The sequence below is a fragment of the Massilia sp. CT11-108 genome, from assembly GCF_047302915.1.
Lineage (GTDB): Bacteria > Pseudomonadota > Gammaproteobacteria > Burkholderiales > Burkholderiaceae_D > Telluria > Telluria orientalis.
Map to the genome: position 1 here is coordinate 1 of NZ_JBKYMO010001250.1, position 454 is coordinate 454.

A 454-nucleotide genomic window follows, 5' to 3' on the forward strand; every position below is an offset into this window, starting at 1 on the left:
TGGATGCACTACCCGACCCGGCCCCGGATCCGGTCCGCTGGCGGCGGAAGGATGCGACCTCGTGGCCGAGCAGGGCCGGCATGGCCAGCTGCAGCGCGATCCCGTGCTGGCGCGCGCGATGGGCGAAGCCGGACTGCGCCGCGCCTACCGCCATTACACGTGGCGCACCGTCGCCCAGCAGGTCGCGGCCATCTATGCCGCCGTCCTCGCCGAAGCGCGCGCCCCCATCGCCGTGACCCAACCCCAGGAGTAAGCATGGCCGACCTCAACGCCTCCCCGTCCATCACGGCGCAACCGTCCGTGGATGCACTACCCGACCCGGCCCCGGATCCGGTCCGCTGGCAGCGGCCCCTGCACGGCAGGGTCGCACTCGTCACGGGCGCCGCCAGCGGACTCGGTGCCGCGCTGGCCGCCGTGCTGGCGGCGGAAGGATGCGACCTCGTGGCCGCCGACA

At 74.0% G+C, this 454-nt stretch carries 1 protein-coding gene and 1 pseudogene; both read left to right on the forward strand.

Annotated elements, in window-relative coordinates:
• Positions 1–253, forward strand: a 253-nt coding sequence (locus ACEN88_RS34260) for a glycosyltransferase (RefSeq protein ID WP_413346851.1), incomplete at its 5' end; no start/stop codon positions are given.
• Positions 254–255: 2 nt separating this feature from the next.
• Positions 256–454 (forward strand): annotated as a pseudogene (locus tag ACEN88_RS34265) (hypothetical protein); the annotation flags it as partial.